The sequence below is a fragment of the Stenotrophomonas sp. MYb57 genome (assembly GCF_002966815.1).
GTDB lineage: Bacteria > Pseudomonadota > Gammaproteobacteria > Xanthomonadales > Xanthomonadaceae > Stenotrophomonas > Stenotrophomonas indicatrix.
Genome location: NZ_CP023271.1, coordinates 1323809 through 1348943, shown reverse-complemented (window position 1 = coordinate 1348943; position 25135 = coordinate 1323809). Strand labels below are relative to the sequence as shown.

Annotated in this window: 28 protein-coding genes; 10 read left to right on the top strand and 18 right to left on the bottom strand. The window is 63.0% G+C overall.

All coding sequences use genetic code 11. The features are described from left to right. Positions 1-335 precede the first annotated feature (335 nt). From cyoD to cyoA, 4 genes are read right to left on the bottom strand one after another with little or no spacing between them, the layout of a single operon-like run. Positions 336-677, bottom strand: a complete 342-nt coding sequence (gene cyoD, locus CLM74_RS06230) for a cytochrome o ubiquinol oxidase subunit IV (protein ID WP_025873831.1) — start codon at positions 675-677, stop codon at positions 336-338. Then, positions 677-1315, bottom strand: a complete 639-nt coding sequence (gene cyoC / locus CLM74_RS06225) for a cytochrome o ubiquinol oxidase subunit III (RefSeq protein WP_025873832.1) — start codon at positions 1313-1315, stop codon at positions 677-679. The genes cyoD and cyoC overlap by 1 nt, the downstream gene beginning before the upstream one ends. Continuing rightward, entirely contained in the window at positions 1312-3309 is a 1998-nt protein-coding gene (gene cyoB, locus CLM74_RS06220) for a cytochrome o ubiquinol oxidase subunit I (RefSeq protein WP_025873833.1), read from the bottom strand. Before cyoB ends, cyoC begins: the two co-directional genes overlap by 4 nt. Before the next feature lie 2 nt (positions 3310-3311). Further along, positions 3312-4355, bottom strand: coding sequence for a ubiquinol oxidase subunit II (gene cyoA, locus CLM74_RS06215; RefSeq protein WP_025873834.1), 1044 nt, complete (start codon positions 4353-4355; stop codon positions 3312-3314). Between the two features lie 338 nt (positions 4356-4693). Between cyoA and CLM74_RS06210 the strand changes: the two genes are divergently transcribed. Continuing rightward, positions 4694-5122, top strand: a complete 429-nt coding sequence (locus CLM74_RS06210) for a VOC family protein (RefSeq protein ID WP_105163665.1) — start codon at positions 4694-4696, stop codon at positions 5120-5122. Continuing rightward, positions 5119-5751: a GyrI-like domain-containing protein gene (locus tag CLM74_RS06205; RefSeq protein WP_105163664.1), complete on the top strand. Its 633-nt coding sequence runs from the start codon at positions 5119-5121 to the stop codon at positions 5749-5751. The genes CLM74_RS06210 and CLM74_RS06205 overlap by 4 nt, the downstream gene beginning before the upstream one ends. A 35-nt stretch (positions 5752-5786) precedes the next feature. On the opposite strand, the gene CLM74_RS06200 is transcribed toward CLM74_RS06205, so the two are convergent. The 6 genes from CLM74_RS06200 to CLM74_RS21705 all read right to left on the bottom strand — a co-directional run bounded on the left by CLM74_RS06200 (position 5787) and on the right by CLM74_RS21705 (position 12489). Next, positions 5787-7805 carry an energy transducer TonB gene (locus CLM74_RS06200; protein ID WP_105163663.1) on the bottom strand — a complete coding sequence of 673 codons (2019 nt, stop codon included), beginning with the start codon at positions 7803-7805 and terminating at the stop codon, positions 5787-5789. Beyond that, positions 7802-9187: a DNA-binding protein gene (locus tag CLM74_RS06195; protein ID WP_105163662.1), complete on the bottom strand. Its 1386-nt coding sequence runs from the start codon at positions 9185-9187 to the stop codon at positions 7802-7804. Before CLM74_RS06195 ends, CLM74_RS06200 begins: the two co-directional genes overlap by 4 nt. Positions 9188-9191: 4 nt before the next feature. After that, complete coding sequence (locus tag CLM74_RS06190; protein WP_158684105.1) at positions 9192-9947, bottom strand: PP2C family serine/threonine-protein phosphatase; 756 nt, start codon at positions 9945-9947, stop codon at positions 9192-9194. 2 nt (positions 9948-9949) lie between these two features. Beyond that, a complete protein-coding gene (locus tag CLM74_RS06185) occupies positions 9950-10630 on the bottom strand; it encodes a VWA domain-containing protein (protein ID WP_051501554.1) in 681 nt (226 codons plus the stop codon). 750 nt (positions 10631-11380) lie between these two features. Beyond that, entirely contained in the window at positions 11381-11617 is a 237-nt protein-coding gene (locus CLM74_RS06180) for a hypothetical protein (protein ID WP_105163661.1), read from the bottom strand. A gap of 188 nt (positions 11618-11805) precedes the next feature. After that, positions 11806-12489 (bottom strand): RHS repeat-associated core domain-containing protein, encoded by a 684-nt coding sequence (locus CLM74_RS21705; protein ID WP_234003428.1) that lies wholly within the window; start codon positions 12487-12489, stop codon positions 11806-11808. A 681-nt stretch (positions 12490-13170) separates the two neighbouring features. Between CLM74_RS21705 and CLM74_RS06170 the strand changes: the two genes are divergently transcribed. Further along, complete coding sequence (locus CLM74_RS06170; RefSeq protein WP_105163660.1) at positions 13171-14397, top strand: tyrosine-type recombinase/integrase; 1227 nt, start codon at positions 13171-13173, stop codon at positions 14395-14397. A 110-nt stretch (positions 14398-14507) separates the two neighbouring features. Beyond that, positions 14508-14948: a hypothetical protein gene (locus CLM74_RS06165; protein ID WP_105163659.1), complete on the top strand. Its 441-nt coding sequence runs from the start codon at positions 14508-14510 to the stop codon at positions 14946-14948. A 91-nt stretch (positions 14949-15039) separates the two neighbouring features. Here CLM74_RS06165 and CLM74_RS06160 read toward each other — a convergent pair whose 3' ends face one another. Beyond that, positions 15040-15555, bottom strand: a complete 516-nt coding sequence (locus tag CLM74_RS06160; protein WP_105163658.1) for a hypothetical protein — start codon at positions 15553-15555, stop codon at positions 15040-15042. Positions 15556-15722: 167 nt separating this feature from the next. Here CLM74_RS06160 and CLM74_RS06155 point away from each other — a divergent pair, with 167 nt between their 5' ends. Next, complete coding sequence (locus CLM74_RS06155; RefSeq protein WP_199776079.1) at positions 15723-16487, top strand: hypothetical protein; 765 nt, start codon at positions 15723-15725, stop codon at positions 16485-16487. A gap of 132 nt (positions 16488-16619) precedes the next feature. On the opposite strand, the gene CLM74_RS06150 is transcribed toward CLM74_RS06155, so the two are convergent. After that, on the bottom strand, positions 16620-16892 hold the full coding sequence (locus tag CLM74_RS06150) for a hypothetical protein (RefSeq protein ID WP_105163656.1): 273 nt from the start codon (positions 16890-16892) through the stop codon (positions 16620-16622). Beyond that, positions 16885-17607 carry a hypothetical protein gene (locus CLM74_RS06145; RefSeq protein ID WP_105163655.1) on the bottom strand — a complete coding sequence of 241 codons (723 nt, stop codon included), beginning with the start codon at positions 17605-17607 and terminating at the stop codon, positions 16885-16887. The genes CLM74_RS06150 and CLM74_RS06145 overlap by 8 nt, the downstream gene beginning before the upstream one ends. Positions 17608-17867: 260 nt before the next feature. On the opposite strand from CLM74_RS06145, the gene CLM74_RS06140 reads away from it, so the two are divergent. Next, positions 17868-18164 (top strand): hypothetical protein, encoded by a 297-nt coding sequence (locus CLM74_RS06140; protein WP_105163654.1) that lies wholly within the window; start codon positions 17868-17870, stop codon positions 18162-18164. 26 nt (positions 18165-18190) lie between these two features. Here the strand turns inward: CLM74_RS06140 and CLM74_RS06135 are convergent, their stop codons facing one another. From CLM74_RS06135 to CLM74_RS06120, 4 genes are all read right to left on the bottom strand, one after another. Then, a complete protein-coding gene (locus CLM74_RS06135; RefSeq protein ID WP_105163653.1) occupies positions 18191-18436 on the bottom strand; it encodes a hypothetical protein in 246 nt (81 codons plus the stop codon). Further along, complete coding sequence (locus CLM74_RS06130) at positions 18429-18941, bottom strand: hypothetical protein (protein WP_105163652.1); 513 nt, start codon at positions 18939-18941, stop codon at positions 18429-18431. The genes CLM74_RS06135 and CLM74_RS06130 overlap by 8 nt, the downstream gene beginning before the upstream one ends. 448 nt (positions 18942-19389) lie before the next feature. Next, entirely contained in the window at positions 19390-21468 is a 2079-nt protein-coding gene (locus CLM74_RS06125; RefSeq protein ID WP_234003427.1) for an AAA family ATPase, read from the bottom strand. 3 nt (positions 21469-21471) lie between these two features. Next, positions 21472-21771 (bottom strand): helix-turn-helix domain-containing protein, encoded by a 300-nt coding sequence (locus CLM74_RS06120; RefSeq protein WP_105163650.1) that lies wholly within the window; start codon positions 21769-21771, stop codon positions 21472-21474. 150 nt (positions 21772-21921) lie between these two features. Here CLM74_RS06120 and CLM74_RS06115 point away from each other — a divergent pair, with 150 nt between their 5' ends. The 3 genes from CLM74_RS06115 to CLM74_RS21445 all read left to right on the top strand — a co-directional run bounded on the left by CLM74_RS06115 (position 21922) and on the right by CLM74_RS21445 (position 24163). After that, the gene (locus tag CLM74_RS06115; RefSeq protein ID WP_105163649.1) at positions 21922-22194 is read left to right on the top strand and encodes a hypothetical protein; all 273 of its coding nucleotides are present in this window, start codon (positions 21922-21924) and stop codon (positions 22192-22194) included. A gap of 227 nt (positions 22195-22421) precedes the next feature. Then, positions 22422-23375 carry a toll/interleukin-1 receptor domain-containing protein gene (locus tag CLM74_RS06110; protein ID WP_105163648.1) on the top strand — a complete coding sequence of 318 codons (954 nt, stop codon included), beginning with the start codon at positions 22422-22424 and terminating at the stop codon, positions 23373-23375. Continuing rightward, a complete protein-coding gene (locus CLM74_RS21445) occupies positions 23372-24163 on the top strand; it encodes a hypothetical protein (protein WP_158684104.1) in 792 nt (263 codons plus the stop codon). Before CLM74_RS06110 ends, CLM74_RS21445 begins: the two co-directional genes overlap by 4 nt. A gap of 113 nt (positions 24164-24276) precedes the next feature. On the opposite strand, the gene CLM74_RS06100 is transcribed toward CLM74_RS21445, so the two are convergent. Then, a complete protein-coding gene (locus CLM74_RS06100) occupies positions 24277-24771 on the bottom strand; it encodes a hypothetical protein (protein WP_158684103.1) in 495 nt (164 codons plus the stop codon). Between the two features lie 55 nt (positions 24772-24826). On the opposite strand from CLM74_RS06100, the gene CLM74_RS06095 reads away from it, so the two are divergent. Then, a complete protein-coding gene (locus tag CLM74_RS06095; protein ID WP_105163645.1) occupies positions 24827-25117 on the top strand; it encodes a helix-turn-helix transcriptional regulator in 291 nt (96 codons plus the stop codon). Positions 25118-25135 lie beyond the last annotated feature (18 nt).

Here is a 25135-nt window from a genome sequence, read left to right as displayed (position 1 = left end):
CTCCGGTGCATTGAACGGCAACCGCATCCACGCATGGCGTGGATCTACTGCATACCCCGGATGCATTGAACGGCAACTGCATCCACGCATGGCGTGGATCTACTGCGTACCCCGGATGCATTGAACGGCAACTGCATCCACGCATGGCGTGGATCTACTGCTTCCTCCGGTGCATTGAACGGCAACCGCATCCACGCATGGCGTGGATCTACTGTGCAGGGACTTCGCGGTGATCGGTAGATCCACGCCATGCGTGGATGCGTTCCCCGCGATCGCGCAACAAACAGAAAGGCCGCCCGGGGGCGGCCTTTCTGCGTGGCAACGTCGCGAAGACGTCAGTGCATCATGTGCACGTTCATGTTGTGCATGACCCACAGGGTACCGACCACGATGATGCCGATCACCACCACGGTGAAGGCCGCAGCGTTGACGTTCCAGCGGCTCTCCGACGAGCGGTCCAGGTGCAGGAAGAACACCAGGTGGACCAGCATCTGCAGCACCGCGGTGATGGCGATCACCACACCGTTGACGGTGCGCGAGAAATCACCCGACATCACCATGTAGAACGGGATGACGGTCAGCACCACCGCCAGCACGAAGCCGATCAGGTACGACTTCACGGTGCCGTGGCTTTCGCCGCCGGCGGCGTGGTCGTGTGCATGGTTGTCATGTGCCATTACAGCGCTCCATTGAGGTAGACGACGGAGAACACGCCGATCCAGATCAGGTCCAGGAAGTGCCAGAACAGGCTCAGGCACGCCATGCGGGTCTTGTTGGTCGGGGTCAGGCCGTACTTCTTCAGCTGCACGAACATCACCAGCAGCCACAGCAGGCCGGCGCTGACGTGCAGGCCGTGGGTACCGACCAGGGCGAAGAACGCCGACAGGAACGCACTGCGGTCCGGACCGTAGCCCTGATGGATCAGGTGCTGGAATTCATAGACTTCCATGCACATGAAGCCGAAGCCCAGCAGCCAGGTGATGCCCAGCCACAGGAACATCTGGCCGACCTGCTTGCGGTGCATGGAGATCATGCCCAGGCCGAAGGTCAGCGACGAGGTCAGCAGCAGCGCGGTTTCCCACGCCACGAACGGCAGCTCGAACAGGTCCTTCGCGCCGGGGCCGCCATCAGTGCCGCCGGCCAGCACCACGTAGGTGGCAAACAGCGAGGCGAAGATGAGGCAGTCGCTCATCAGGTACACCCAGAAACCGAAGACGGTGTTGCCGCCGGTGTCGTGGTGCTCGTGGTCGTCATGGCCATGGGCCGCCGCGTGTGCGGCGTGCCCGTGGCTCAGGGTCGAGGTATTGGTGCTCATGCCTTCAGCTCCGACTTCACCAGGCCCTGGGCTTCCAGGTGCTTGCGGTGTTCGTTCTCGATGCGTTCCACCTCGGCAGCCGGGACCCAGTAGTCCACGTCCTGGTCGAAGGTGCGGTAGATGAACGTGGCGATCATGCCGACGAAGCCGATGATGGCCAGCCACCAGATGTGCCAGATCATCGCAAAGCCGAACACCAGGCTGAAGGCGCCGATGACAACGCCGGTGCCGGTGTTGCGCGGCATGTGGATGTCGGTGTACTTGGCTGGCTTCGGCCAGGCTTCACCACGCTGCTTGCGCTCCCAGAAATCGTCCAGCTCGGTGACTTCCGGCAGGGTGCCGAAGTTGTAGAAGGCCGGCGGCGAAGAGGTTTCCCACTCAAGCGTACGGGCATCCCACGGGTCGCCGGTCAGGTCGGCGGTCTTCTTGCGGTCGCGGATCGACACGGCCACCTGGATGATCTGGCACAGGATGCCGGCACCCACGATGAAGGCGCCCACAGCGGCCACCAGCAGGAACGGCTCGTAGGCCGGGTTGACGGTGCTCTGCAGACGACGGGTCATGCCCATGAAGCCCAGCACGTACATCGGCATGAAGGTCACATAGAAGCCGATGAACCAGCACCAGAACGCGCACTTGCCCCAGAACTCGTTGAGGCGGAAGCCGAACATCTTCGGCCACCAGTAGGTGATGCCGGCGAACATGCCGAACACCACGCCGCCGATGATGACGTTGTGGAAGTGGGCGATCAGGAACAGGCTGTTGTGCAGCACGAAGTCGATGGCCGGGATCGCCAGCATCACGCCGGTCATGCCGCCGATGGTGAAGGTGACCATGAAGCCGATGGTCCACAGCACGGGCGTGGTGAACTGCACGCGACCGCGGAACATGGTGAACAGCCAGTTGAAGATCTTCACGCCGGTGGGGATGGAGATGATCATCGTCGTGATGCCGAAGAAGGCATTGACGTTGGCACCCGAGCCCATGGTGAAGAAGTGGTGCAGCCACACGATGAACGACAGCACGCCGATGCAGGCGGTGGCGTAGACCATGCCCTTGTAGCCGAACAGGGCCTTGCGCGAGAAGGTCGCGATGACCTCGGAGAACACGCCGAAGGCCGGCAGCACCAGGATATAGACTTCCGGGTGGCCCCAGATCCAGATCAGGTTGATGTACAGCATGGCGTTGCCGCCACCGTCATTGGTGAAGAAGTGCGTACCCAGGTAACGGTCCAGGGTCAGCAGCACCAGAGTGATGGTCAGCACCGGGAAGGCGGCGACGATCAGCACGTTGGTCACCAGAGCGGTCCAGGTGAAGACCGGCATCTGCATGAGCTTCATGCTCGGGGTGCGCATCTTGAGGATGGTGATGAAGAAGTTGATACCACTCAACGTGGTACCCAGACCCGCCACCTGTAGTCCCCATATGTAGTAGTCCATACCTACATTGTTGCTGTACTCGATGCCCGACAATGGCGGGAACGCCAGCCAGCCGGTGGCGGCGAATTCACCGATCCACAGCGACAGCATGATCAGCACCGCACCGGACACGAACAGCCAGAAGCTGAGCGAGTTCACGAACGGGAACGCGACGTCGCGCGCACCGATCTGCAGCGGCACGGCCAGGTTCATCAGGCCGGTGATCAGCGGCATCGCCACGAAGAAGATCATGATCACGCCGTGGGCGGTGAAGATCTGGTCGTAGTGGTGCGGCGGCAGGTAACCCTCGGACCCGCCGACGGCGATGGCCTGCTGGGTACGCATCATGATCGCGTCGGAGAAACCGCGCAGCAGCATGACGAAGGCGACGATGATGTACATCACGCCGATCTTCTTGTGATCCACCGAGGTGAACCACTCCTTCCACAGATAGCCCCACAGCTTGAACTTGGTGATCAGGGCCATCACGCCCAGGCCACCCAGCACCGCACCGACCAGGGTGGTCAGCACGATTGGATCGTGGGGGATCGACTCAAGAGAGAGTTTTCCCAACATGTTCATTCTCCCGAACCCATGTGGCCTTCATGGCCAGCGTGTTCGTGTTCTTCGGTGGCATCCAGGTTCTTCCCGGATTCCTTGGCATCATGCGCGTCGCTCGGGGCGTGCCCCTCGTGCGCTTCATGGCTGGACGCATCGGCAGCAGCCGCACCCGCATGGGAATGCTTCATGCCGTAGTGCTTGTTGTCGCCCATGTGCTTGGCGATGACCCAGTCGAACAGGTTGTCTTCAACCTTGCCGAAGTAGGTGACCGGGTACCACTCGGAATTCTTCGCTTCACCCAGCGCCTTGAACGAGGCCTTGTCCAGGCTCTGCTCGCCGGCACGGACCTGGTCCAGCCACTGGCGGTACTGCGCATCGGTGACCGAGTAGGCAGTGAAATGCATCTTGGCGAAGCCTGCACCGCTGTAGTGCGAGGACATGCCCGGGAATTCACCGGTCTCGTTGGCGATCAGGTGGAGCTTGGTCTCCATCGCCGCCATCGAATAGATCATGCTGCCCAGGTGCGGGATGAAGAACGCATTCATCACCGTATCGGAGGTGATCTCGAAGTTCAGCGGGGTGTTGACCGGGAACTTGATCTCGTTGACGACCGCGACCTTCTCTTCCGGATAGATGAACAGCCACTTCCAGTCCAGCGAGATCGCCTGGATGGTGACCGGCTTGACGTCCGATTCCAGGGGCTTGTACGGATCCAGCGCGTGCGAGGACCGCCAGGTCAGCACCGCCAGGACCAGCACGATCATGCAGGGGATCGACCACACCACCACCTCGATCGCCGTCGAGTGGGACCACTTCGGCTCGTAGCGGGCCTTGGTGTTGGAGGCGCGATACTTCCACGCGAAGGTCAGGGTCATGATGATGACCGGGATGACGACCAGCAGCATGAGCACGGTGGCCGTGATCAGCAGTGTCTTTTCATCCTGGCCGATCTGGCCCTTCGGACTGAGGATGGCCACGGCATCGCAGCCGGTGAGCATCACCAGCAATGCGAGCAGCAGGCCCGGGCGCAACCAGCGCCCAAGGGTTTTCAACGGAATCATCGGTCGATCCAATTGCGAGGGAATGCCGTTCCCCGTCCTGCCCGCACCGGCCAAAGCCGGGCCCACCCGTCCAGAAGACAGGCAGGTGAGGTGGGGTCGAGTCAGCCTTTCAATTTTAGGCCGTCACCCACCATTTAAGAAAGGCATTGACAATGATCAGGCGCAGGAAAGGCCCGGATCTGGATGCGACACGTTGTCGCACCGCGCCATTGCGGCAGGCAGAACGCGCGGGGACGGCAGCGTAGCATCGGCCACGAGGACGACGAGGCCCCTCGTTCGGCACAGTCGACTGAACAGGTTCAGCAAGTTGTGACTCCCCTTTCTTCGAGGAATCCGGCATGGACAGACCCTTCAGCGTTGAACGCATCGACCACCTGGTGCTGAGGGTGCGCGATCTGGCCCGCAGCGAAGCCTTCTATGGCCAGGTGCTGGGCTGCGCGGTGGTGCGGCGGCGCGAGCACCTGGGTCTGGTGCACCTGCGCGCGGGCGCATCGATGATCGACCTGATCAGCCTGGACGGCACGCTCGGTCGCCACGGCGGCAGCGGAGCGGGCAGCGAAGGGCGCAACGTCGACCACCTGTGCCTGCGCGTGCACCCCTTCGACGAAGCGGCGCTGGTCGCCCACCTGGCCGCCCACGGCGTACCGGTGCCGGCGCCGGCCGAAGTCAACTTCGGTGCCGAGGGCGACGGATTGTCGTTGTACTTCAAGGATCCGGACGGCAACACGGTGGAGCTGAAGGGGCCTGCCAACGGAGCCGCGCAATGACCCGGTCCGCCGCCACGCCAGCGAAGATCGACTTCAAGACGCAGGACAAGGCGCTGTACCGGCCACCGGTCGGCTCGTTCATACGGATCGAGGTGCCGCCGATGTCCTTCGTGATGGTCGATGGCCAGGGTGATCCGAACCAGGCGCCGGCCTATCGCGATGCGGTGGAGTGGCTGTACTCGGTCAGCTACGCACTGAAGTTCGCGATGAAGACCGAAGGACGGGACTACGTGGTGCCGCCGCTGGAGGGACTGTGGTGGGCCGACGACCCGTCCAGCTTCGTGGCACGGCGCAAGTACGCGTGGCGCTGGACGATGATGATCCGCACACCGCTGGACGTCGACGTTCTGCGTTTCAGCGAAGCGGTTGCCAAGGCATCGAACAAGCGTGGTACCGCGCCGCAGAGCCTGCGCCTGGCGCTTTACGAGGAAGGCCTGTGCCTGCAGACGCTGCATGTAGGCGCCTACGATGACGAGGGCCCGACACTGGCCGAACTGCATGAACGGATCATGCCGGCACAGGGGCTGACCTTCGCCGGGCCGCATCATGAGATCTACCTGGGCGACCCACGCAAGGTAGAGCCTGCTCGCCTGAAAACGGTGCTGCGGCAACCGGTACGGGCGCGGTGACGGCCGCGGTGACGGCCGCGTCCCGGGCTGATCCGTCAGCCGCCCTCGAACTGCACCGGGAGACGCAGGGTGATCTGCTTGACCGTGGTCACCGGCCGCCGGGGGGTGACGTGCCATTGCAGTGCAGCCTCACGGGCGGCGCGATCCAGCGCAGGATGTCCGCTGCTGCGGTCCACGGTCACATCGAGCACGCGCCCCTCGGCTGACATGGTGATCAGCAGCTCGACGCTGCCTTCCAGCACCGTCTCCCCGTCACCACGCGGATAACGCGGGGGATGCCGGCGCGTCATCGCCGCCAACTGCGCGCCCAGCGCCTGCTCGGGATCCAGCTGCGGCGGCGGCGGGTCCATGGCCGTCGGCGCTGGTGCGTCCACGGTCACCGCCGGCGGCGTGGCGGCGACAGGCGCTTTGAACACGACCGTCACCTGCCTGCGCTCGCCGCCTGTGGGCACCTTCGACGCGCTGAGCCAGGTGCGTGCGCCCCGGCGCGCGGCCTCATCCAGCTGGGCGCTGCCACTGCTGCCTTCCACCAGCACAGCCGTAACCACGCCGGTCTGCCAGACATCCACCTGCAGGGTCACCATGGTGTCGGCCTCCACAGGTGCGCGCAGCGGGATGCCATGGCGCAGGTCCTTGAAGCCGGCGGCGGGCAGGTCGACCAGCACCTGCCCATACTCTGCTGGTGGCGACGACGGCGGCAGAGAGGGTGACGTACGCAACGCCAGGCCCTTGCGATCGACCAGCATCCCCGCTGGCGGCATCGCGCGTTGCGCCTGCCTGGCGGTGTCCGCTTTCGGGACCGCCGGCGGCGAAGGCTCCGAGACCGCCGGGCCAGCGGGGTCTGCGGCGGTGTCGGCGGCGTCCGGCGCATTGCCTTTGCCTGCCTTCGCCTGCCGATCGTCATCGCCCAGCAGCAGTGTCGCGCGCGCCGTCAGGATCTCCATGCGGTCTTCGGACGCACTGGCCAGCAGCGTCGAGAGCATGAACACGTCGCTGCCAAGCAGCAGCGTGTTCACGTCGAACCGGGCGGGATCGGACGAAGCGTTCTTGTCACTGCGGTCGATCAGTCCGGCAATCACCAGCGCGCCCAGCGCCAGCTCTTCGTCCGTGTCGACCATCGTCGAAGCGTAGGCATTCCACAGACGCTCCTCCAGCGGTGCATAGGCAAACAACACCTCCTGCGTGCCGTGGATGCGCCACAGGCGCTCTTCCAGTGCCGCGTCGCCCTCACGGTCGAACGGCTTGCGCGGCGACCACCGTGAGCGGATCGCCAGCTCCTGCAGATCCGTCGCCAGCAGGCGCATCGCAACCGAGGTGCTCGATGGCGAGAGCTTCCACATCTGCTGCAGCAGCTCGACCTGCTTCAGCTCCAGCTCGCGCGCTTCCTCCGCCGTCAGCCGGTCCACCATCGCGCCCGCATCGCTGGCCAGCCCCGCCGTCCTTTGCGTGCGGCGGCCGGACCGGGCGGCAAGGGTCTCGATGGTCTCGTTGTACGCCGCGCGCAGGCGCTCGTACTCGGTGCGGTCTTCGCGCAGCACGGGGCCATTGCGCGCCCACAGATCCAGCTCCTGCATCAGCGCCTGCGTACGCGGCAGATCGCCACGGGCAGCTGTGCGCGCGGTTTCGTGCACCTTGTTGAGCATTTCCCGCTCGAAATGACCGCGCGAGTACCAGCGCGGAACCGCAGTGCGATCCTCGCCGACCAGTACCGAGCTCGGCCCCTGTTGACCGCTTCCGGTGCCCGTAGCGCCATCCCCGGAAATGCCGGTGACGATGAAGACGACGAAAGAGAGGAAGCCGAACATCACCGACGCGATCAGATAGTCCACGGCCCGGTCCTGCACCGCTACGCGCAGGAATGACAGCACCGACACCGCTCCGCCGATCAGCAGCGCAGCACGCAACGCCGCCCTGCCATCACTCAACACGCCGCTCGACAGCACTCGTCCGAGCCAGCCGATCGAGCCGTAGACCAGCACGCCGAGGTCGCCCCAGAACGGCGCCATCCCGATCAGCGCCAGCAACAGCACGGCCAGTACACCCAGCAGCTTCATGGGCGCTTGCTCATGATCAGCATCGGCACGAACAGGATGAACAGCAGGATCGCGATCGCCAGCATGGCCATCTGCACGGCCAGCCCCACGCCATCCCAGATGCCCGGGTCCACCAGCGCGCTGTAGCGGCGGTAGGCCGGCATGCCCCAGCCCATCACCCAGCCCAGCAGCAGCGTGCCGATCACCGCCATCGTCACCCGCGACATCACGCCGGGAACGCCGCTGGCCGCCGACGCCTGCGCGGCGACCGGCTGCGCCTGGGCGACGCGCGCGGCGGTGCGTGCACGCTGCTTGCGGGCCTTGTTCGGTTTCTGCCGCCTACGGGTCTGCGCCGCGCGTGCGCTGCCGGCCAGCAGTTCCGCGCGGGCGCAGGCGGCACAGGGCATGCCGACAAAATGCTGGTGGGCCGCGTCCTTGCCGCACGCCACCAGCTGACCGGCGTTGCGCCGTGCGTAGTCCAGCAGCAGCGTGGCCCATTCCTGCGCCGAAGGCCTCCGCCGCGCCTGCGCCGAGAACGCACGATCAAACATGTCGCGCAGCGCCGGCGGAAACATCTCATGGCCGCTGACCGGCGAGGGCAGCATCCGCGGATGCGGCTTGCCACGCGCGTAGGGGTACAGGTTGGCGGCGATGCGTGCCGGCAGGTCACTGGGCACCGTCGCCCCCTGCGGCCGGCCCGCATACGGATGCAGGCCGGAATTGAGCAGCTGGAACACCATCACCGCCAGCGCGAATCGATCCTGCGCCTCCTCCTGGCCCGGCTTCACCCCCGGCTGCTGGAACTCGGACGCCAGATAATCGGTGGTGACCTGCCCGGCCGGGAAGCGCTCGCCCTTGCCCTGGATGCTGAAACCATCGCAATCGAGCATCGCGATGAACAAGGTGCTGCGATAGAACCGCACGTTCAGCGGCTTGAGGTCGACCACATAGTGCTGCCGCCGGTGCAGCGCGGCCAGCATCACCGCCAGGTTGGCGGCCAGGGTCATCTTCGCGCCCAATCCGGTGGGCAGGCCCTCGGCACGCGCCTGCCGCTCCTGCAGCACATGTTCCAGATCGCTGGTGGCCGACAGATCCAGGATCGGCATGGTGAAGCCGATGAAGCGCCCCCTTCGGTCCCGCAGCAGGGTCATCGGCCAGGCAATCTGTACCTGGTCGGCCCCCTGCCCTTCCATCGGCGGCAGATCCGGCTGCAGCTCCAGCATCGCCTGCAGCTTGCGCTCATAGACGCGCGCGTCCTTGTCCGAATGGTAGAGCTTGGCCACTTCGCGCGGCCGCTCCTTGAGGGTGAACACGCTGCCCGCACCGCCACTCTTGAGCAGCCGCTCCAGGGTGAGCGGCCTGCGCTGCGCGTCGTAGACCTTTTCGCCGCTGCGCCCGGGCATGTGCTCAGGCCGGCAGCGCGACCAGCAACGTCTTGTCGTCGCCGGTGATCTGATCGGTGCGCGGGTCGGCCAGCGTCGCATGCAACGCCTGGCTGCCGTGGGTCTCGTCCACGCCGGCCAGATAACGGATCACCGGTGCGATGAACGGTTGGAACAGGCTGTCGCCCGCGCGCGACATCGCAAACGGCTGCACGCCGTCGGACATCAGCACCAGCGCATCGATGGCCCCTTCGAAGCGGGTCAACCGCAGCTGCTCGCGCCAGTTGCCACCGGTCACGAACCAGGTTTCGTTGGCGTACTCACCATTGGCAGGCAGCGATACCGCATCGGGCGATTCATTGCTGAACGCACAGGCGGCCACGCCATCGCCCACATGGAAGAACCACCCTCCATCGCGTGTAGCGACCGCCCCTACCAGCGTGCAGGCATGGTCGGATAGCTTCAGGCCCTGGCTCAGCGCAAGCATCGCCAGCTGCCCGCGCGCATCGTCGACAGCGGTTTCGATGATGCTGCGCAGCGCGTCCACCGGCAGTGCCAGTGGATCGGCGCCGAGCTGCGCGGACCCGGTAACCAACGACGCCACGCTACTGGATACATGCCGGGCGCCCACATCGCTGTGCGATGCGGAGCCTGCGCCATCGCAGACCACCGCGACCAATGTCTGCCCCACCTGCACCGACGCATAGGCGTCCTGGCAGGGCTGCCCGCGGTCCAGATGGGACCGTCCCGTGGCCGATGCGGCCATCACGCGCCAGGCCATGGTCAGACCGGCACTTGTGACCAGCTGTCGGTGGCCGGCAATTGCACCTGGCCACCGGGCGTCGAATTGGAGACCACCCGCATGCTGGCGCTCAGCCACAGGAACAGTTCCTTGAACTGCAGGCCCTGCAGGCGCTTCACGCCGCGCTCGCCATTGCGGCTGAACTGACCCAGCACGCTCATGTCGGCATTACCGACGGCGATCGGGAACACCGCCACCTTGTTCTGCTGCTCGGCCTCGCGGCACTGCTCGGCCACCGCTTCCCAGGCGTCCGTGGGCTGTCCATCGGACATCAGGAACAGCCACGGCCGGGTGTAGGCAACGCCGGCCTGGCGGAAGCGCGCCTTCTCGTCTTCAATCTCCTGCAGCGCCACTTCCACGGCCGCGCCAGTCGGCGTGGTGCCATTGGCCGACAGCGTGGGCGCGGCGAAATCCATCGCATCGCACCAGTCACCGCTGATGGCCGCGTTGTCCATGCCGCCGTACTCGACCAGCAGCACGCGCACACGCTTGGCCGCGATCACATCGGCTTTCAGCTCCTGCTCCAGCAGCTTCAGGCCCGCGTTCAACTGCTCGATGGGGCCACCGCTCATGCTGCCGGAACAGTCCAGCACCAGGATCAGCGGCGTGCGCTGCTCACTGTTGTCGACCAGCGAAACATCGGGGATTGCAGCAATGGACATGATGGGAAGCCTCCGTGCGGGTGAACCGGTGCAGGTGATCTGCGGGGACGATTATAGGGGGAGCTGGAGGTCCAGGGGCGAGGGCCGACTGGGAGCCGTGCCGGCCAAACAAAAAGCCCCGACCGAGGCCGGGGCCTTTCATTACAAACCACGGGTACCGGAAACAGGAATCGAACCTGCGACCCAGCATTCGTCGATTCAACAGCACCCCTCGACAGAACTTCGACGCAATAGCCCAGCCGTCCTTCGTCCAACGTGTCTTTGGAGAGCAAAGCGATCTCCAATCCTGCCTCATCCAGCGGTCCAAGTGAAAGCAGCGCCAACAGACTCAACAGACCGATCCGATCAACATGGCCATTCTCAAACAGCCATCGAACCAAGCTCAAGTGATGCTGTGACATATACCCGGAAATGACATGATTCCTTGCAATCCAAGCTGATGCACGTTCAAGAGCCTCTGAATCGTGTTGTGAAAGATAGGAAGCACTGTCGGAATCGATAGCCGAAAGCACACTGATTTCACGCGACCAGTAGCGATCCAACAGCCCAGGGGTCCAAATCGCCAGCAGCCCCTAGAAGTCCTGTTCCCACGATTCCAGCCAGAAGATCGTAGCTTTCACCGTCCACTAAGAACGCCCTCCTTGGGCAGGATCCGGAGGAAAGTTGACTGGCCTGTCATTTGTGCCTGGCTCTTGCTTCCCCCGATCAGGCAGCGAGCATCTCCCAACCTAACCAACAACGGGCACCCATTTATGCACCCTCCTCCCAAGAACCATCAACGATCCTCCCGCGCCATATGCCTTCTATCCCAGGCGCAACAACGATGATCTTAGCAGTGAGATCACCGTCTGATCCTGTAAAGGGCATCCCTTCTTCGAGAACCAGATGCTCTCTTCCCAGATCCTCCAGCGTCCCCGTAAGGTTGAGCCTCAGGAAACCATCAAAATATCTATTGTAGAAGTCGACAAATATTCTGAGCTCAGACATCTATGGCCTCTGCAACCTTTCAACGGCCGGAACCGGATTGGATACTGTAGGGGAAAACAATCGACTGGCTGCCTCCGACTCAAGCCCCACAACTGTGGCGTGCGTCGGCGAGACCCCGTCCGTCGAGATGACATCACCTCCCGCGACCCTCACCTGCCCAACCGTGGTAGCACCAACCTGATTGTGAGTTACATTGCTGCACAGTGTTGGCAGAACGACGATCCATTTGCACTCTCTGCGGAGAAACTGAAGGGGCCTGCTGGATGCTGGCCCGTACCCTTCCCAATCCCGGCCGCTGAATTTGCCCCCTGCCCGGAGCCGCCTCGCACTACCAGTGCACTGTTCGCCAATCGAGCTTCGGCCGTGGCGAGCCCTCCGGCTGCCTGGCCAGCGCCCCGCATTCCTTCCGCAACCTTTAGTGCAGAGCCGAATTTGTAGCCACCTTGACCTATTTGGCTCGCCGGTGCACCAAACAATGGGCCGCCATTTAGCTCCCGCGTTCGGGACATATCTACAGTGCCGTACACGCTAGGGCCAGCATTCCGGCCGATGCTGTAGGCAGCATCGCCGACCGCGCGTCCAACCCCTCCCCAGAACTGGCAGAAAGATGTATCGCAGCGGCCGTCAGGATCCGTATATCGGTAAGGGTTCCCTGATGCGTATCTGTAGCGGTTGAACATACCAATTGGATTTTCGTAAGCCGTCACCGGATCCACAGACAGGAACACACCCAGCTGCGGATTCATGTACCGCTGCTGCATGTAACTCAGCCCGGTAGCCGAGTCGCTCACATGCCCGGTATACCCCGGTCCGTCCGTGACCTGACCACCGGCTACGGCCCCATAGGGCTCGTAGTCATAGCGCTTGATCACGTTGCCATTGGCATCGCTCTCGGCAACAACCGAACCGAGGGAATGTACGTGACAGTCGTCTGGGCGAGTGCGAATGGCGACAGGCCAACGCCAGTCAACAGCACGCAGCACCGTCAGGTGCCTAAAGCACCCAGCTTCCGAATTCGATCTTCAAATCACCTGAAGCGGGTCGACACACCGCCTGCAGTCCCCCCTAACCTGCGCATTCTTCCAATCCCTGAAAGAGCCTTGAAGCAAGGCTGGGTCATAGCACAGGAATGGCCGGCTGCAGTTTCCGGGTCAGGAACAGCGCTAGGAGCTAAGCTCCTGAGAAGTCGGCGGGGCCAGCAAACCGCGAGGTTCAGAAATCGCGGGCTGCCAGCCATGGGCTGGCACTACTGGGGGACCACGCGTTCCGCCGGACGTGGCCCGGCGCTACCGGAACACAAAAAAGCCCCGGCCAAGGCCGGGGCTTTTGCTGAAACTGGTGCCGGAAATAGGAATCGAACCTACGACCTACGCATTACGAATCGCTGCGCGCGCATGTTGCCATGATTTGGTATCAGATGGCCTAAACGCGCTTACAGCAAGGGAAAACCGCGACCTAATGAGGCTTCAGGGGCACTTACGGCACGTCTGAGCACGGCATCTTGTGGTGCGAAACCGTGTCCGTGCCGTGGCCCCACCACCCACGGAGCCAGCATGAAGTCGAAGATCACCCAGTCCCTCGTCGAGAGGGCGTCGAAGCCCGATCCGGGCAAGTCGGTCCTGTACGCCGACACCGAGATGAGGGGGTTCTACCTCATCGTCACCCCCACCAAACGCAGCTTCTACGTGCAGTCCCTCGTCAACGGCCGGCAGGTCAGGACGAAGCTGGGCGACCACCCGGCGATGGACGCCAAGCAGGCCCGAGACGCCGCCCGACAGACGCTGGTCGGCATGCGCGGCGGCACCAACCCGAACGAGGAGCGCCGCAGGGCACGGGCGCGCGGCATCACGTTGCGGGATGCGCTCGACCTCCACCTGGCGGCCAGGCCTCTGTCGCCGAGGACCAAGGACGACTACCGCTACAACTGCGAGCAGTACCTATCCGACTGGCTCGACCGCCCGCTAGCTGAGCTGGGCGCGGACCGTTCGGGCGTGCGCGACAGGCACCGCCGCATCACCGATCGGCACGGCGCGCCCTCAGCGGACAACGCCTTCCGCATCTTCCGGGCGGTGTACAACCGCGGCCTGCGCGAGCACCCGGACCTACCGCCAAATCCCTGCGGGAACGTGGACTATCACGGGCTGCGGCGTCGCAAGGTGGACGCCCCGACGGACAGGCTCAAGGCATGGGGCAAGGCAGTGCTCGGCCTCCACCCGGTGCGCCGCGACCTGCACCTGTTCATGGCGCTCACCGGCATGCGCCGCACTTCGGCCTGCGAGGCGCGCATCTCCGACCTAGACCTCGCCACCGGACGCCTGCACGTGCCCAAGCCCAAGGGTGGATCGACCCGGGCATTCGACCTGCCCCTGTCCGGGCCGCTCGCCGACCTGCTCGCCCACCGCGTCGAGGCGAACCCGCGATTCCACCGAAAGACGCCGTGGCTGTTCCCTGCCGAGTCGAAGTCGGGCCACGTCGCCGAGGTGGCGCAGCACGAGCTAGTCGGCCTGACGGGGCACGCCCTGCGGCACACGTTCGCAACGTTGGCGGTGCAGGCAGGCGTCCCGCTGCTTGAGCTGAAGTACCTGCTCAACCACGCGGCGAGCAACGTCACGATGGGCTACATCCACGTCGGACCCGAGCACCTGCGCAAGCACCAAGAGACGGCATCGCGCTACATCCTCGAACAGCTCGGCCTTACGTGGGCCGAGGGCGAATGGCCCCCACGCCTCGGAGCCACGCCCACGGATGCGCCGTCAACAAACGAATGCGATGCCGCCTAGTGTCTATCAACGTTGATGGACGCGCAGAAATCGGCAAACGAGACTGGTCCCTGTCCCGCGGTGAAGCCGCGGTACGCCCGGCGTCAATGGAACCAATCCAGGAGGAGAAGATGAATACCGTTATCGATGTAGTCCGTGCCAAGGACGGGCAAGCGCTCGCTGTCCGGGAGATAGTGATTCTCCTCGGCAACGACCTCATGCGTACTGAAGGCCTCAGGGTGGTGTCCGCTTGGAGGCTCCTACCGATGATCGGGGTTCAGACTCAGGATTTGCATGCCTACGACCAGTTCTGCGCGGAACTTCAGGCAAGCGTGCGGAAAGACATTGGAGCCGAGCGCGCGGATGCAGGGTTCGACGCCTACTGGACATACGCGCCCTACGTCGAGCTATGCAGGTCGTTCGGAGAACAGTGGCCAGTTGAAGCGCTGGCCGCCTACCTGCGGCTCTTCGAGGGCTCCGAGCATTTGGCGCAGCACGTGTGGGAGCGCGCGGTTCTGCGGTACGACTGCTACAAGGTTGCCGACGGCAATCCGGAAAGAATGGCTGCCTGATCCACCGTCGGGACGCGATCGCGCACAAGCGCATGAAAAGAAAGGGCCACCGTGAAGGTAGCCCTTTCTCGTGCACAGCGGGAGAACGGCGTCAGCCATCGGATGGCGCGGACTCGACCACCCGCACGGTGCGCAGCGCCTCGGCCGACTGCTCCTCGTCCATCTCTGCGGCGTGGCGCTTCTGACGCGGCGGCACCTTGACGCCCCTTTTGCGCATGTCGTTGGCGTACCAGCGCACCGACTTGGCAGTGGCTGCCGCGCCCTCGACCTGGGCGTTGACCATCTCCGCGATCAGCGCGTGCGGATGGCCGGCCGGGTCCATCAGGATCGCGCGTGCGAACACACCGACGCCGAGTCCGCGCGGCTTCTTCTCAGCAGCCTCGGGCGCCTCGGCGGCGTCAGCCTTTGGGTCTGTGCGCTGCTCGGCCGCCGCGGGCTTCTTCGGCCGCCCGGGCGAGCTCAGATCGAGGCTCTTGTCAGCCGCGACCTGCTCTATCCGGGCGACGAGCTTGGCGCGAGTCGCGAAAGTCTTGGGTCCTGCGGGCTTGTCGGCGATACGGTTGTGCAGCGCGAGCAGCTCTTTGATGGGCATCTCTTCCAGCTTCATGGGCTCTCCTACGTGTTGGTGGGCACGTAGGCATTAGGTCGCGTTCCCCTCGGCCCGGGAGCCCCCCCCTTACCTTTTCTTCTCATCTGAGTCCGGCTAGCGCAAGCAGAAGATCTCTGCAGTATGGAGAGGGGATCGGCTCGCGAAACCAAGTGAATAGCCTCAGAATGGCGACCAACTCCCGAGGAAGCACGGAAATGGACTTAGCTAGCGGCCATAGGATCATCGACCTTCGAGGTAGGGTAGTCTCCAATTTTGACGCTGGGAATTGGGAGGAGATTGGCTTACTGACAGGTGCGTCGGGGATCATCAAAGGGCACTCCCGACTTCTACGCAGCCTAGCGTGGGGAGACGAAGACTATGCTGGAAACGCGTTAGTAGTTCTTTCGGCTATAGCCCATCAGAACCCACCGGCACTGAACATCATTGAGGAATACTTGGAAACAAGATTTCCAGGCGAGTCAGTATTCATTTCTGCCAAACCCTCGGAGCGCAAGATCACATTCGCCCCAAGTGTATTCGCGGTACCTCAGGCTGAAGTTGAGTCAGACCTCGTTACTGCAATGATGCCGTTCGGCGCCGCGTTTTCTCCCGTACACGATGCCATATCCGCCGCCTGCCAAGAAACAGGTCGTCGGTGTCTGCGGGCGGATGACATTTGGGAAGAGAGCACCATAATTCAAGATGTGTTCAATCTCATCTTCCGCGCCCATGTGGTTGTTGTCGACTTCAGCGGAAAGAACCCGAACGTCATGTATGAAACAGGTATTGCCCATACTCTCGGGAAGCACGTTATTCCGATTTCGCAATCCCTCGATGACGTGCCATTCGATATCAAGCATCACCGCGTATTAAAGTACTTGCCAAACTCGGAAGGAATGCTTGCGCTCAAGTCTTCACTCGCCGCAAAGCTCAGACAAGTGTCCCCCTAACCGGCCGCAGGGGCGCGAAGGCCCCTAAGTGCATGAAAAACAAGGGGATGCCCTCAGGACATCCCCCTCGAAACACGGCCGGAGCACCCATCACACTGTTACGCAACCACCGCTTCGGCCGCGCTTGCCCGGTCAACAGAGCGCTAGGTGCGCCTGCCCATATCCCAGCCGGTCGGCCCGGTGCTTGGTCTCGCGGTCCACGTACAGGTCCAATGCGCGACAGTAAGGTATCCCAGCTAGGCGCGCCGCGTCGTCGAAGTAGTCGGAATACGGGCGGACGCCAGCGGCTTCGGCCTGCTCGGCCAAGGCGTCGAGCAGGTCGCCACCGGTCCGCAGGGCGACGGCCACGCCGGTGAGCGCGATCGCCACGGGGTGGTCGGCCGCATAGTGGGCTTGCTTATTCATCGCCGCCCCCGATCAGGTCGTGGTCGATGTCGCGCTCGCGCATGGCGAGCTGGATCGAGCCGAGGGGGTTGGACTTGCCGGCGTTCCAAGCGCGGATGGCGACCAAGATGCCTTGTAGGCGCGCATCGCCCAGCTTGATGTACTCCTGCACCTTCAGGAAGTCGTCCTGCTTCATCGCCGACGCCAGCTCGACCGGGCCGACCGGGCGATCCTTGGAGGGCATGCGGTCGATCAGGGACAGCACGGCGGACGCCAGGGCGACGTTGCGCGTGCCGACGGCGACCTGGGCCATGTGGCCGAGCTCGGCGGGGCCGGCGTGCTGGAGCTGCTGGAGGTACTCGGTGCGCCTGGGGTCGCCCAGGGCCGCGCGGGCCAGGACCTTCGGCGGGGAGTCGTAGAACTGGCGCTGGCCGATCAGCTGGGCGTGCGGGGCACCAGCGTCCTTGAGGATCTTGTCCAGCTCGGCCTTGGAGTTGTCCTTGATCTCGCGGATGGTGGCGACGGTCTCGTGCTCGGCGAAGCGGGCAACTTCGCCCGCCCCGATGCCGGGAGCGGTCTTCCAGCGCGCAGCGATCTGCTGCTTGCGAGTCCCGATGTCCTTGTTCAGCCGCTCGATCGCGACGAGAGTGCGCTTGTGCAGCAGGTCCAGGGTCGAGGCGAGCTCGCCGATCTGCTGGGTGCTGAGGAGGGGGGTATCGCTGAGGGTGATCTTCATGGCTCGTTGGCTCCTGTGAGGTCGGTCCTCCGGTCGCCTGTCACGAGCGCGTCCCCAGCCGTGGGGTGGTCTGCGCGCCAATGCGCTGACCGGATGCCTGCAATGTGTCGCGGAGCGCTGGGCGCGAACGCCATTGTTTCCCGGACGTGTTTCCCTCGAAGCTGCCGTCGTCACTGCGGTTTGTAATTCATGGGCTTGGCATCGCTTCACCCTCTAACCCCGTGTTAGGCTTCCTGAACGACAATCACAGGGGCAATGGAATGAAGGTCAAAATCAAGGATATGAGCGTCAACATGGAGCTGGGCAACAATGGCGTCACGTTCGACGTGTACGAGAATGACGAAACACGTTTGGGTGATTTGCGCCTAGGCCGGGGTAAGGTCGAGTGGTGTAAGGGCAAGACCAAGTCCGGCAACGGCGTCCAAGTGAATTGGAAGGAGCTTCTCGCGTTCTTCGACGAAGTCGCAGCGAAGAAGGTCGAGAAGAAGGCAGCGAAGAAGGCCGTCAAGAAGGCTGCCAAGGTCGCCGTACCAAGGGCGAGGAAAGCGGGCGCCTGAGGCTTTGTTAAAATCAATCGCGGGAGTTAGTGCCCGCGGTTGACGCTGCAATGCTCGCGCCGCCCCTCGTATTCTTGCGACATGCGCTCCCAGCTCTCGGCGTCTAGTCGCGGCACTGGACCAATGCAGGTCATCTCGCTTCGTCGGGCTAAGGCGTCACGCCCACCCATCGCTTGGATCGCATCGGGCGAGGTGTCATTGATCGCGTCCAGCATTGCGTCAATCTGGACGGCACGCTGCACTACCTCGTCCACGCTCAGATTCTCACTCATCGCATCCCTCTTGCGGCCGTGCCGCGTTGTACTTGAAAAGCAACGCCACCAGCTGCGCGCGCTCGTCGGCGGGCATCTGGAGCAGCGCGTCGGCCGACAGGCCGGTGTCCTCAACCTTGACGCGCAGCCTGTCCGCCATCTGCTCTCCGTAGCGGAACTTAAGCAGCACCTCCAAGAGCCTGTCGCTGTGCTTCCTAACGGTGAGCGGCCTTTCTTCGCCGGTCGCCGGGTCAGCGGTGGTGGCGAGGCGCCCCTGGTGAATCACGGGTTCCTCGTAGCCGAGCGCGGCGCGCCTGTACGCCTCGTCCAAGAGGGAGTCCAGGGCGACCTCGACTGCCTTCTCCCACCGGGTGCGGAACTCGATGTCGTTGGCCTTGTGGTAGAAGGCCGTCTGCCTACTGATGCCCGCCGCTGCAGCGGCCTGCTTGGGCGAGCACGTGTCTTCCAGCACCTGGAAGAACAGCTCCCGACGCTCGGGCGTGAAGGTGTTCGGGATGGAAAGCACGGCGGTGGTCTCTGGCGTGAAAGAGGCTTACGTTGTGATCGTGTCGTGCTTACGCGCGCAGGCATGCCATCATTCAAGCAATTGAATCAAGGGCTTAGAGGGCGTTGATCCTCTCATGTCTGATTAGGTGACGCACATCGGCGGGACGGCTCGGTCTGTTCGCCTCGCGCGCGAGGGACACGGCACACAAGGTTTGACGCATCCGTCCACGCGCTCACTGTTTGTGTGGTTATTCAAGAATCAGAGTCCGGGCAGACTTCGCTTTCACTTTCTTAAGAAAGTGAAAGCTGCGAAGCCTCGTCTGCCGTGGCCGAAATCTCGTCCGAAGTCTTCGAATCGACTGGCCGCATAAGCTGCTGACTCGGAACAGACTTCAGACTTCAGGACGCCGCGAAGTCTCCGAAGTCTCGAGACTTCAGAATCAGACTTCAGGAGACTTCGCGGGCGTTCATGACGCGACCTCGACGTGCACCACCTTCGGCGCCGTGGCGTGCTTGCCGACGCGCTCGCACCACAGCCAGAAGTGGCGGCCATCCCAGCTTGCGCGCACGGCGTCGATGCGCCCCTCGGGAATCTTGTCCGTCACCGCTCGCTGCGCCGAGCTCTTGCTTATTCCCAGGCGCTTGGAAGCGGCGTCGAGCAGCTCGGACGCCTTCACCGTCCCGCCCGATGCGCCCAGCTCGCACGCCAGGGCAGTGAGTCCGTCGTCTGGCGTCGCCTCGCCCCCGAAGTCGGAGGTCGCATCGACCATCACGGTCGGACGGAGCACGAGAGACGAGGGCGGCCTGCCGTTCCAATCTGGATCCCCCGGCAGGTCCACGCGCTCCAAGTTGAATCGCATCGGTGGCTCGCGCTCCGCGTCCTTCTGCTTGTGCACGGTCACGGTGATGGCGCGCATTTGCCTGTCGCGGATCACCTCGACCGTGGTGTCCATGGCCCCGAGCAGAGACGAGCTGCCGCGCATGCCCTTGCCGGGGTCCTTGCCGGAGTGGTGCACGACCACGATGGTCGCGCCCGTCTCATCGCGGATGCGCTTCATGCTGGCGATGTAGCGCCCCATGTCCTTCGCCGAGTTCTCGTCGGCGCCTGCTGCCGTCTGGTTCAGGGTGTCGATGACGACCAGGCGCAGCGTCCCGAGTTCCTCGACCACGTCGCTGACGAAGGCGCGCACGCCGCCGTCGCGCTCGGCGGCCAGGTTGATCTCACCGTGGTCCAGCCAGAGCGGGAACTTGCCCACGTCGATGCCGCGATCGATTTCCCACGCGCGGACGCGCTTGCCGAGGCCGGACGCGCCCTCAGCCGCGACGTACAGGACGCCGCCGTCGGTGACCCTGCGGCCGTGCCAGTCCACACCGCCCGCGACGGCCATCGCGATGTCTAGCGCAAGGAACGACTTGCCCGATTCGGGCGCGCCGTAGATGGCCGCGACGCTGTCCTCCACCAGCAGGCCGGGCACGAGCCAACGCGGCGGCGGCAGCGCCTTCAGGTCGTTCACGTTGAGGAAGCGCCTGCGGGTACGTGGCTCGATCAGCTCGACCTCGTCCCACACGTCGAAGTCGTCGGTAGCGTCGGGTGGTGCGATGTCGGCCCCGGCCTCGCTGAGGCGCCTGCGCAGCGTGGCGATGGTCACCGCGTCGTCGCGGTCGGCGTGTAGCGAGTCCCAACGACGACCGACGATCCACTCGTGGTCCGCGAACTTCGGGTCGGAGGTGGACCAGTCGATGAACTCCTGACGGCCCGTGCCGTCGGTGGCGTGGTGGCAGGCCATCATCAGCTCGCGCCACGCGTCGTGCTCCCGGAAGTCCGTCGGGTCCAGATGCTCCAGCGACGTAGCGAGCTGCTCGGCGGTGATCTCGCCTGCGCCAGTGCCCCGCTTCCTCTCCGGCCTGCGCGCCGCCTCGACCAACCGCGCGGGCAGGTCCGGCATCTTGTGCAGCGGCGGCGAGTCGGGCGCCCAGCGGTACAGGCCGCCTGTCGGGTGCACCGAGCCGGCCGCGACGACCTGGCGGCCCAGCGACTTGAACTCCACGCCCTCGAAGCCGTCCAGGCTGTCCAGCATCACGGCGCCCGCGGGCTTGCGGAAGTAGAAGTGGTGGCCGGGGTGCTTCAGGTTGCCGGTGAATACGTGCGGTGCCGACGAGAGCGGCAGACCGAACGCCGCAGCCAGCTCGGCCAGGCTGTCGCGCCCAGCGGGGAAGTTGCGTGGGTCCACGTCCACCACGACCAAGTCGGCGGGCAGGCGCACGCCCAAGTTCAGACCGTCGCGCCTCGCGCGCTCCAGTACCTCCGCTTGGTCGTAGCCGCGTTGCTGCCAGCGCTTGTCGGCGGGCATCTTTTCGCGGCGGCGCAGGGGAATCAGGTCGAGTCGGACGCTGCGGTATCCGGCCGCAGCCTCAAATGATGGCGTCGCCTCGGCGTGCCCCGCGGCATCATTGATCCCGTGAGTCCTGGACAGCTCACTCTCCCGGTCGGTTGCACCCCTGCGCCCACGGTCTCGCACGCCGTGGGCGTTTTCATTCACGGCCATCGGTCAGCCCTCCGCATTTGCGGTGCGGGCGGCGAGCATCGCCGTCGCGGCGCGCCGGACGCCCTCGCTCATCGGCTGGCCATTGGCGTATTCGCGCAGGTCGCCCATGCGGTACCGGATCAACTTCGGTCCGACGCGGACGCACTTCGGGCCGCCGCCGTGGCTGCGGTACCACGCCAACGTGGCGCGCTTGAGCCGCAGCAACGCTGCGGCCTCCTCGGGCTTGACCATCGCCTCGTCAGGGAGGGCGTGTAGTTCGGTCAGCTCCTCGGGGGTGAGCATCTTGGGTTCGGGGGTAGTCACAGGCGTGCTCCATCTCCAGGGCTCCCACGGAGGCGGTGCCACCGGGGGACTGGGTCTGCTGTGCGTCGCAGAGATGGGCTGCTCAGTTCGTCATGCTGGGCTGGCCTCGGCTGTTCTTGCCACCGAAAGCACTTCTGATCGCCATAGCCTTTGCCGACGATCCTCGGGCTGATCTGGTCAGCAGCCCGATTAACCACACTGTACCCGGACAACTCTTGCGCTGATACCAACAATTTCGTCTGCGCCGCCCGATTTGCCAGAGACACCCGAGGTGAGGCGAAGTTCGCCAGTAAGCGTGCAAGCTTCAAGACGTTCGTCCCTAAATCCGCGATCGTCGCCCGAATGGAGCAAGCCGCCGGCATCGTCAACGAGCAGATCGACGGCAAGGCGTCTAGGGACGGCCCGTCTGCGGTCATCAAGTGAAGTTGGGGAAATAGGAGTCGGGACGCAGTCGCGTCAAAAGCCTCGCAGAGACGGCCTACGAGCATCCAACCCAGATGATTCGGGATCTCAGCCCGTTCCGCCACCGCACGGGACAGTCGTGCCAACGCAACAGTGATCTACTCCGCCAACCGGACCATGCGGAGTGGAGTCAGTAGGCAACTCGTCAAAAAGTTGGACTCCGTTCACAGGTGTGATAAATAGGTTAAATGGCGACCAAAATTCCGGCCAAGAAGGCCACTCCAAAAGTTAAGAAGTCCGTAAACCGCGCTGCGTCTTCTCAGCGTTTCGAAGCGGCAAAGCTCGACCCTTTATTCGTGGTACTCGATGCAATCGCTTGGATGGACTCTCCCACTGCAGCGGAGATTGCGCAATTCGCCAGCATCGACCCGCGAACTGCAGGGAAGCTGCTGAAGAACGCTGCCCAGCTTGGCCTAGTCGATTCCGTTGGCAAGGGCTACGTACTTCAACTGCCGTATCCATATAAAGGGTCTCAAGACCAAAAACAGGCCGTTGTAAAAGAGGCTCTGGTGCGCCTGCCACTTCTCACAAGTGTCCGGCAATTCATGCTGCTTGGCGACAAGGTTGAGGTAGCGCTCAGAAAGGCAGCGACTCTTGCTGGAATCGTGCCATTCAATGCTTCCGATCTCAATCCATTACTAGAGTGGGCGCAGTCTATCGGAGCATTGAAGCCTAATCTTATTGCGGAAGACCTGCTCGACGACGCGGAAGCAAAGAAGGAAGAGCGCCATCAATCAGAGAAGGGTAAGCGCATCGCATTCCTTTCACATAGCTCTGCGGACAAACCATTTGTTCGGCAGCTCGCCGCTGACCTGACTGCAGCCGGCATAGACGTTTGGCTCGACGAGCAACGCATACGAATTGGTGATTCCATCCCAGAGGCTATCGCACAGGGCCTAGCCGAGTCGGACTATTTCCTAATCGCGATCAGCCACAACTCCATCAACTCGCCCTGGGTTAAGAAGGAACTAAACAACGCACTTGTCACAGAAGTTCAGCGCCGCAATGTTCACATCCTGCCACTGAAGCTCGATGACACGGACATGCCGCCGATCATTTCGGACAAGCTCTACGCCGATTTCTCGCACTCCTATAAAGCAGGAATTGACAAGCTGCTCGCGGACCTCAGGAAAGACGTATGAACGAACCAAAAAAGAAGGTTATGCCCAAAGGCGGGCGCAAAGGAGGATCAGTTTTCCCCCGGGTCAGCCTTGAAGATGCGTTGAAGTACGCCAAGAAGCTAGTTACCAAAACCCATGTCGCGAGAATTTCTCAGGACGTCGTTTATTCGGGAGTCGTCGGAGCAAAAGGCGGGACAGGAGCAGTGCGCGCCTCTGCACTGAAACAGTACGGACTTTTAGATGGCGACAATAAGAAGGATTTTTCCGCAAGTTCATTGGCAAAGAAGATCGCCGCCGCTCCAACCGAAGAAGCCATCGCCCTTTATCGTGACAGTGCGTTAAGACCAAATATCTTCAAGAGGCTTTCGGAAACGTTTCACGGGGATGCCGTGAGCCGTGCCAAACTGAGGCAACGTGCAGCCGAGCTGAAGGTTCATCCGGATGAAACTGAGGCATGCGTTGGAATATATTTATCCACAATGATTACCGCGGAACTGGTTCGTACAGAGGGCGAATTGTTCCGACACCTTACTGCCGAGGAATTGAGCTCCGCTGCTGCGGCAGGACTCGTGGAAAGCGAGGAATCGGGCGAATCCAACTTGGAAGGCGCGGGAGCGCCCATTGAGCAAGGATTGATCGATGACGAATACACTCTCGTAGAGCAGGAGGACGGCGCGCCAGCTAAAAGGGCACCTGAAGGCTCCGCACCGCGTGCGGTGTTTACCGTAAACGTCCAGCTAGATGCGAGTCTCGACACCGAAAAGCTTGAAAAGCAGCTAGCGCTTCTGAAGAAGTATGGAGCTCTTTAAAACCGCCAAACTCTCTTTGAGTTAGAATTTCGAAAATTCCAACAGGGGGCTGCCCTGCCTTGGACTAGAAAAGGCCGCCTTCATGGTGGCCTTCTCGTTTAAGGGCAATCGCATTAAAGGCAGGCGCCAGCCCAAGCGTCACCGATGTTGTCTCGCCCCTCCAGGATGACACTTCTTCCACCGCTGATGAATCGCCTGTAGCCGCTATAGCCACCGAACTTGTTCTTGGCGTTGATCCGGCCGCAGGCGACCACGCCGAACGCTTCAGTGTAGTTTGCCCGCACGTCCACAAAATGCGCGGAGGCCGGATCCTCCAGCTCGCGCCTGACGGCGCGTTTGGCTGAGATGATCGTCTCTGCGCCGAACCATTTCTCCTGCTGTGCCTTCTTCTCCGCCACCGTCAAAGGGGCTGTGGATCCGGCTGGGCGCGCTTCGGATTCGCGCGTCTGTATGGCTGGTGCATTGGCCACTGCTGAGGGCGCAGCCGCGACAGAGGGATCTCTGCCCGGCACAGCTTTCGACCCGATCCAAGCCACGCCAACCAAGACGATCAGAAGAACCCCTATCCGCTTCATATGCTTCCTTCGGCTTTTGATGAAATAGTCCATTTTGGACTATTCGAATCCGAACTTTAACGTGTGTTGACCATCAAGTCATCGCACGATGCCTCAATCGACCCACAACGCTGACTACCAACTTCTGCTAGCCGTTCTCAAAGCGGCTCGTAAGCGTGCGGGAGTGTCGCAGGTCGATTTGGCGAGCCGCTTGGGCAACACACAGACTTTCGTCTCGAAGTGCGAGCGCGGTGAGAGGCGCATTGACGCCGTAGAGCTGGTCGAATTTGCCGAGGCGCTTGGAATTGCACCGCAGAACCTACTTGCCGAGTACCTGGATCTGCGCGGCGGAAATTCTTCAGCGAAGGCGCGCAAAGGCAAGAAGTCACACGGGAAGTGAGCATTCGTGCTCAAACCG